At 39.8% G+C, this 7,415-nt stretch carries 7 protein-coding genes and 1 pseudogene; 4 read left to right on the top strand and 4 right to left on the bottom strand.

Annotated elements, in window-relative coordinates:
• Both AC1DG9_RS23775 and AC1DG9_RS23770 read right to left on the bottom strand, forming a co-directional pair.
• On the bottom strand, nt 1–396 hold a 396-nt coding region (locus AC1DG9_RS23775; protein WP_477635361.1), incomplete at its 3' end, for a hypothetical protein.
• A 53-nt stretch (nt 397–449) separates the two neighbouring features.
• Nucleotides 450–1,136 carry an arylesterase gene (locus AC1DG9_RS23770; RefSeq protein WP_172659554.1) on the bottom strand — a complete coding sequence of 229 codons (687 nt, stop codon included), beginning with the start codon at nt 1,134–1,136 and terminating at the stop codon, nt 450–452.
• Between the two features lie 83 nt (nt 1,137–1,219).
• On the opposite strand from AC1DG9_RS23770, the gene AC1DG9_RS23765 reads away from it, so the two are divergent.
• The 3 genes from AC1DG9_RS23765 (at nt 1,220) to AC1DG9_RS23755 (ending at nt 5,195) form a co-directional block, all read left to right on the top strand.
• Nucleotides 1,220–1,915 carry an ABC transporter ATP-binding protein gene (locus tag AC1DG9_RS23765; protein WP_172659553.1) on the top strand — a complete coding sequence of 232 codons (696 nt, stop codon included), beginning with the start codon at nt 1,220–1,222 and terminating at the stop codon, nt 1,913–1,915.
• Nucleotides 1,902–4,193: an ABC transporter permease gene (locus AC1DG9_RS23760; RefSeq protein ID WP_477635360.1), complete on the top strand. Its 2,292-nt coding sequence runs from the start codon at nt 1,902–1,904 to the stop codon at nt 4,191–4,193. Before AC1DG9_RS23765 ends, AC1DG9_RS23760 begins: the two co-directional genes overlap by 14 nt.
• A 114-nt stretch (nt 4,194–4,307) precedes the next feature.
• Entirely contained in the window at nt 4,308–5,195 is an 888-nt protein-coding gene (locus AC1DG9_RS23755) for a cation diffusion facilitator family transporter (protein WP_172659552.1), read from the top strand.
• Here AC1DG9_RS23755 and rpiA read toward each other — a convergent pair.
• A complete protein-coding gene (gene rpiA / locus AC1DG9_RS23750) occupies nt 5,167–5,868 on the bottom strand; it encodes a ribose 5-phosphate isomerase A (RefSeq protein ID WP_288881037.1) in 702 nt (233 codons plus the stop codon). The two genes, AC1DG9_RS23755 and rpiA, sit on opposite strands and share 29 nt — an antisense overlap.
• A gap of 175 nt (nt 5,869–6,043) precedes the next feature.
• Here rpiA and AC1DG9_RS23745 point away from each other — a divergent pair, with 175 nt between their 5' ends.
• Entirely contained in the window at nt 6,044–7,081 is a 1,038-nt protein-coding gene (locus AC1DG9_RS23745) for a serine hydrolase domain-containing protein (RefSeq protein WP_337716446.1), read from the top strand.
• 17 nt (nt 7,082–7,098) lie between these two features.
• Here the strand turns inward: AC1DG9_RS23745 and AC1DG9_RS23740 are convergent.
• Nucleotides 7,099–7,415 (bottom strand): annotated as a pseudogene (locus tag AC1DG9_RS23740) (hypothetical protein); the annotation flags it as partial.

The raw sequence follows: 7,415 nt of genomic DNA, 5'->3' as shown, positions 1-7,415 counted from the left end.
ATCTATATTTTCTTTAAGAAAGTAGTTCCAGCATAATTTCCCATTTTCTTTCTGCGTAGTAACGATATCATGAATAATATCATTTGATATAACAACAGGGGTACTATCTTCTCCATGATTAAATTCAGTTACGTGAACATCTTCTAATAAAACCGTACCCAAAACAGCCGAATTCTCATGGCCCTCACCTTCGGCAGAGATGGTCAGCTCATAAGTATTGGTATCTTTTTTAGAATAACCAGTCACTTCTTCAGAGAATTTAAAGGCTGCGCAATGAGAGTGTTTTGGAATTTTAGCAGCATTCAATTGTTCCCATTCCTTTCGGTCATCCAGATTTTTATGCTCATCACAGTACCATTCAGGGTTGCGTACCCAAATTTTAACGACTATGTTCATACACTATTGCTATTTGATTAGATAATGAAGATAGTAAAAAAAATCTTTACTAATTACAGCACACCTTTCAATTTCGTCCAAACGTTTTCAGCCAGTATCTTCTGTCCCTCGGCGGTAGGATGAATACCATCATTCTGATTTAACTTAGGAATACCCGCTACTCCCTCTAGCAAAAACGGCAGAAAAACCATTTCATTTTTAGCTGCAAGTGTTTTAAACATATTCCTGAAATCAGAAGCATACTTAGCCCCCATGTTAGGCGGCACTTCCATTCCGGTTAAAATCATTTTAGCCTGAGGATATTTCTTTTTAACCTTATCTATTATAGTCTGCAAATTGGCCGTAGTTTCATTAACCGCTATTCCGCGCAAGCCATCATTAGCGCCCAGTTCAAGCACAAAAACGGCTATTGGTTGTTTTAGTAACCAATCTATCCGGTTTTTCCCGGCGGCAGACGTTTCTCCACTTAGTCCACCGTTTATTGCTTTATAAGGAAGCTTAAGTGAATCCAGTTTTTTCTGTAAAAGTTCCGGATAAGCCTCTCCTTGTTCCAATCCGTATCCGGCTGTTAAACTTGTACCGAAGAATAGAATATTTTTTTGTTTAACTGGAACTTCGGTAGCAACAGGTGCCGCCTCTGCAGGTTTCGCCTGTAATGGTTCTTTATTTTGGTTATTTCCACATGATGCCAATACAATTGACAATAGTATGATCAGGGCTGAAGCTTTAAAACGTAACATATCTATGTAATATAAATCTAAAATTAGCCATTACTTCTCAGGCCTCGTATATTTAACTATAAAAATACCTATTTATTAATAATATGCCATCAGAAAACATACTCCACATTGAAAATGTAAGTAAAATATATAAAAGTGCCGGAAAAGAACTTACTGTCCTTAACAACGTCAATTTCTCTGTAGAAGGAGGTTCTACACTTGCAATTACAGGTCCATCCGGCAGTGGTAAAACTACACTTCTGGGACTTTGTGCGGGGCTCGACAGATCTACTACCGGCTCCGTTAAGCTAAATGGCATAAAACTAGATGAGCTCACAGAAGATCAGCGGGCAGCGGTACGCAATCGCTACATAGGCTTTATATTCCAAAACTTTCAGCTAATGCCAACCCTTACCGCGCTTGAAAACGTAATGGTACCAATGGAATTGCGCGGAGAGAAAGACATTCGTGCACATGCCATGGATCTGTTAGATAAAGTAGGCCTTGCAGAGCGCTCACATCATTATCCGGTACAACTTTCTGGTGGCGAGCAGCAACGTGTTTCGCTGGCAAGGGCATTTTCCAACAAACCTGCTATACTCTTTGCCGATGAACCTACAGGTAATCTGGATGCCGAAACCAGCGAAAAAATAGAAAAGCTAATGTTTGAACTGAACAGGGATGCCGGAACTACGCTAATCATAGTTACACACGACCTGGAACTGGCTATGCGTACAAACAGGATAATAAAAATAAAAGGTGGCGTAATCATTTCAGACGATCCAAATGCAACAAGATAATTCCGCACTTAAAAGATCTGTAAACATCGGCTGGCTTTTTAAAATGGCCTGGCGTGATGCCCGTCGCAATAAATCCCGACTGTTTCTTTTCGTATCGTCAATTATCCTGGGAATTGCGGCTTTAGTAGCCGTGTATTCATTCAGGGATAATATGCAACGTGATATTGACAATCAAGCCAAAATGCTTACCGGAGCAGACCTGGTGATACAGGCACGCAAACCCGTAAGCGCAAAAGCACAAGCAGCACTAGATACGCTGGGAAATGAAAAGGCTTCGGAAAGAAGCTTCGCTTCAATGATCTATTTCCTTAAAAATGAAGGCAGCAGATTGGTACAGGTACGCGCGCTTGAAGGCAATTACCCATTTTATGGAACCATCGAAACTACCCCTGTAAATGCAGCAAGAACCTTTCAGCAAGAGCGCAGGGCATTGGTTGATAAAACAGTGATGCTGCAGTTCAATGCCAAACCAGGCGATTCCATTAAAATTGGTTCACTTAACTTCTTAATAGCTGGAATATTGGATAAAGCACCCGGGCAAACCGGAATATCTGCTACCGTAGCGCCTGTTGTTTATATCCCGCTAAAGTATCTTGAACAAACCGGATTAACCAAAATAGGCAGCAGAATCCAATACAAGTATTACTACCGGTACAATAAACCATCTGCCGTAGCTGGTCAGGTTAAAAAAATCCAGCGCTTGCTTGATAAAGAAAATCTCGACACAGAAACTGTAGAATCTAAAAAGGAAAGCACCGGAAAATCATTCAGAGACGTGAGCAGATTTCTTGAGCTTTCAGGATTTATTGCCCTCTTATTGGGATGTATAGGTGTTGGAAGCGCTATTCATGTATATATTGGCGAAAAACTAAACTCTATAGTTTCAGTACGCATTATCTCTCCATTAAATGCCATCAGGCATTCGTTTGAGAAATCAAACGACCCCAGAGACCCGTTAAAATGGATTGTGTATCTACTCATCCTGCTTTTTGTACTGGCATTTACCAGATTTCAAATGAGCAGTTGGATGCAGGCAGTTGTGTTTACCGGAAGTATCTTAATCTCGTTCCTATTACTTTTTGCTTTATCCAGACTCTTAATGTGGGCAGTAAAAAGGCTCATACCAGCTTCTTCAAGTTATTTATGGAGACAGGGGTTTGCGAATCTCTACCGGCCAAATAACCAAACCCTTATGCTTACCGTATCCATAGGTTTATCGGCAGCATTCATCTGTACACTGTTTTTTGTACAGGGCATTTTAATAAAAAGGGTAACCATATCCTCTGCCGCCAATCAGGCAAATATGATACTGTTCGACATTCAAAATGAACAAAAGGAAGCAATTGCCACATTAACCAGAGATTATAAATTACCGGTAATGAACCAGGTACCGGTTGTAACCGTTAGAATTGAGAAAATCAATGGAAAAACGGCACTTCAGGATACTGCAGGTGATTCCAAACGTGCTTTTCAAGGAGAGCTTAGGGTAACTTTCCAGGACACCCTCACCTCGGCAGAAAAAGTAACCGAAGGTATATGGCAAGGCAAAGCAAAACCGGAAGAAAAGGTCTATGTTTCGTTAGAAGAAGGTTATGCCAGGAACATCCATGTAGGAGTTGGCGATAGTATCGTTTTTAACGTTCAGGGATTACTGATACCTACCGTTGTTGGAAGTTTAAGAGAAGTGAACTGGGCAAGAATGCAAACTAACTTCAGGGTTGTTTTCCCTACAGGTGTATTAGAGGATGCCCCCCAGTTTCATGTACTGATGACACGAATTACTTCAAATGACGTTTCGGCTAACTTCCAAAGCGCTGTGGTACGAAAATTCCCTAATGTATCTGTGATAGATCTGGGTCTTATATTAAAAACTTTAGATGAGTTGTTATCAAAAATAAGTTTTGTAATACAGTTTATGGCTGCTTTTAGCATGGCAACCGGCTGGATAGTACTCATTTCTGCAGTGCTAACAAGCAGGGGCCAGCGATTAAGAGAAAGCGTACTGCTCAGAACCTTGGGAGCCAGTCGAAAACAGATCCTTGTAATTACAGCCATAGAGTACTTATTTCTGGGCGCATTTTCTGCCGGTGCAGGAATAATTCTTGCTCTTGGAGGCAGTTGGCTCCTAGCTGTATTTAGCTTCGACACCAGCTTTACTCCTTCTCTATTACCGATACTATTGTTGTTTATCCTAATCTGCTTTTTGGTTGTACTCACGGGTGTTTTAAGTAGCAGAAAAGTATTAAATACTCCGCCTTTAGCTGTATTAAACGCTTAAACTAAAATTGATGATAGTTTATTCAAAAATATGCAACGCACATCCATTCAAAAAGCTATTTTTGCGCCCCTGTTAAAACATCAGCATTAGTTTTAGCGTTACATTATTATTGCAATGGAATTATCATCAAAAAACTCATCTAAAGAAGCCATACGAACTACTCAGTTAGGTATTATTATCAGTATCGCTTTAATATTTATAAAGGGTCTTTCAGGATATCTTGGCCATTCCTATGCACTTATTGCAGACGCTACCGAATCTGGTGCCGATGTGGTTAGTTCAGGGTTATTATGGCTGGCACTTATATATGCTCAGCGCCCTGCCGATCAGGGACACCCATACGGACATGGTAAAGCCGAACCCATCGCTGCCTTATTAATAGGCCTTTTTTTGATTGCAGCCGCAGGTTGGATTGGATATCATTCTATATATTATATCAGAACACCTCACGGATTACCTAAAAGCTATACCTTAATTGTATTGCTGGTAGTAATCCTCTCTAAAGAACTTTTATTCCGCTATGTACTTAAAATCGGAAAACGATTGAACAGTCAGGCCGTAAAAGCAGATGCTTATCATCACCGGAGTGATGCAATCACCTCTATTGCAGCATTTATCGGAATTGTAATTGCTCTTGTATTAGGTAAAGGGTATGAAGGGGCAGACGACTGGGCAGCATTAATGGCTTGCGTATTCATCATTTATAATGCAATAAAGATTATCCGTCCGGCATTTTCAGAAATTATGGATGCCGCCCCATCACCAGAATTTATAGCAGAAATTACCGAGATAGCTGCTCAGCACATCGAAGTAAAAGAAGTAGAGAAATGCTATGTAAGAAAAATGGGCCTACAGTACTATGTAGATATGCACATAGAAGTAGATGGAACCATTGATGTATTTACTGCCCACCAGGTAGCCCATCAGGTTAAAGATGAGCTTCTGGCCTCAGATTTAAGTATTAAAGATGTAATTATACACGTTGAGCCACACTCGGCGTAATTACCTTAATCCCATTTTTCCCTGCTATTATTGCTTTTGTAGCTATTCCGTAAAACAAAGAATGCTCCACAACACCAGGAATCATTTTAATCTGAACGTTAAGTTTTTCTAATTCCGGCAATTCTGCAAAGTGAACATCAGCCAGCAAATTTCCATTATCTGAAATAACAGCGCCGTCCTTTTGAGTACTCATACGTAGCTTTATGGCTGCTCCTGGAAACTCAAACGACAATCTTCCCAGTACCATTTGCAAAGCCTGAGGTAATATCTCCAGCACCAAAGGATAAGTAGCATCCAGCTTCGCTACAAATTTCCCCTCATCTCCTATCAATATGAAATCCACAGCCATAGATGCCAATATTTTTTCAGTAGTATGGATACCACCTCCACTTTTTAAAGCATTCAATCCTTCATCAAACTGATCACAGCTATCAAAATAAACATCTATTTTTTTAAGTAACGCCGGTGATTGCACCTTTAATCCGCATTGCTGCAAATAAGCAGTGGTTTTAAAAGACGACGAAGTAAAAGTAACACCCGCAACCAAATCCTCATCCTGTTTCACCATATCCACCAGGTGAGATACCGTTGTTCCTGCACCCAAACCTACAATCTGGCCTATTTTAATAAAAGGCAGGGCCGCCTTTGCTGCTTCTATCTTATAATCGATCATGCCGGCAATTTAGAAATTAATCAGAATTATCTTTACCTTGTTTTCAAAAATTGACTCCCAGACTATGAGAAAACCAACCTATCTAAAACATTTTCTTACAGCAATTTTAATCATTTGTGCGTGTCTCCACAGCTTTGGCCAAGCTGCCAAAGCAGAGGCTGAACTAAAAGACATCATGAAAAAACAAGAAGCCATAGGGCTCTCTGTTGCTGTGGTAAAAAACGGCGATATCATTTATACCCACTCATTTGGCCTTAAAAACACTGAAACCAGCACACCACTTACCGATAAAGATATCTTCAGAATAGCATCAATTTCAAAATCCTTCTCGGCCACCTCTATTATGCAGCTTGCAGAAGCCGGAAAGCTATCTTTAAATGATGATTTCAGCAAACTGGTGGGTTTTAAGGTAAGGAACCCGAAATATCCTGAAACCGTTATTACCCTAAAAATGGTGCTCTCCCATACCTCTAGTATAAACGATAGCCAGGGCTATTTTAATCTTGATGTTATTAACCCAGAAAAAGGTTCTAACTGGGCAAAATGCTACAATGATTACGAACCCGGAAAAGGATATAAATACTGCAACCTAAATTTCAATATGGTAGGTGCGGTAATAGAAAAGCTTTCTGGAGAACGATTTGACCAATATGTAAAACATCATATACTAGATCCTTTAAAACTTTATGGGGGCTATTGTGTAGACTCACTAGACAACAGTTTGTTTACAACCCTATATGAATATGATTCCATTTCAAAAACTTTTGCCTCAGACTCTTCGGCTTATGCCCCGCGCAGAGAGGAGATAAAAAACTATGTTATGGGATACAGCACTCCCGCATTCTCTCCTACCGGAGGAATGAAAATATCGGCCACAGACCTTGCAAAATACATGACCATGCACATGAATCAGGGCAATTACAAGGGCGTAAAAATCATTTCTAAAAAGAGCGCTAAAGTAATGCAAACAAAAATTTCTGAGGAAGAAGGCTATGGGCTGGCAATGACTAATGTAGACAACCTGATTTCCGGAAAACACATGACCGGACATACCGGTTCTGCTTATGGCCTTTATAGCGCAATGTTTTTCCAACCAAAAGAAAAATTTGGGATCGTGGTCATCACAAATGGCTCCAATACTTCTTATACCAATGGTTTCAATAGCATATTAATAGAAAGCATCAATTGCCTTTACAATAACTTCATAAAATAAGACAAACAGCGCGGCACTTACAACCCAGAAGATACGCCTAAACGGAAATAACTATACTTATTTCGGTAATAGATGTTATACGGATCCTCACCATAATACCCCATAGCAGCCATTAAAAACACATTATTCATAAAAGGAAAGCTGTAATTAAATGAAGTTTCAACGTTAAGCCGTTTCTTTATTGAAAAAGCATTATAATTCTGCATTGCATTTACCGCATAATTCAATCCAACGTCAGCACGCCAGTTCTCTTTCTGTCTAACATATCTGCGAAGCGAAAAATCATAGATAACTCTGGTAAAACCATAATCATTTTTAAGGGCCTTTTCATAAT

This window comes from Pedobacter sp. 05L430 (assembly GCF_056397585.1).
This window is presented reverse-complemented; position numbering and strand designations above follow the sequence as displayed.

Bases quoted from the DNA above. Each gene is read 5' to 3' on its own strand.
- AC1DG9_RS23770 (WP_172659554.1), bottom strand. From the start codon at position 1,136: ATGTTACGTTTTAAAGCTTCAGCCCTGATCATACTATTGTCAATTGTA.
- AC1DG9_RS23765 (WP_172659553.1), top strand. From the start codon at position 1,220: ATGCCATCAGAAAACATACTCCACATTGAAAATGTAAGTAAAATATAT.
- AC1DG9_RS23760 (WP_477635360.1), top strand. From the start codon at position 1,902: ATGCAACAAGATAATTCCGCACTTAAAAGATCTGTAAACATCGGCTGG.
- AC1DG9_RS23755 (WP_172659552.1), top strand. From the start codon at position 4,308: ATGGAATTATCATCAAAAAACTCATCTAAAGAAGCCATACGAACTACT.
- rpiA (WP_288881037.1), bottom strand. From the start codon at position 5,868: ATGATCGATTATAAGATAGAAGCAGCAAAGGCGGCCCTGCCTTTTATT.
- AC1DG9_RS23745 (WP_337716446.1), top strand. From the start codon at position 6,044: ATGAAAAAACAAGAAGCCATAGGGCTCTCTGTTGCTGTGGTAAAAAAC.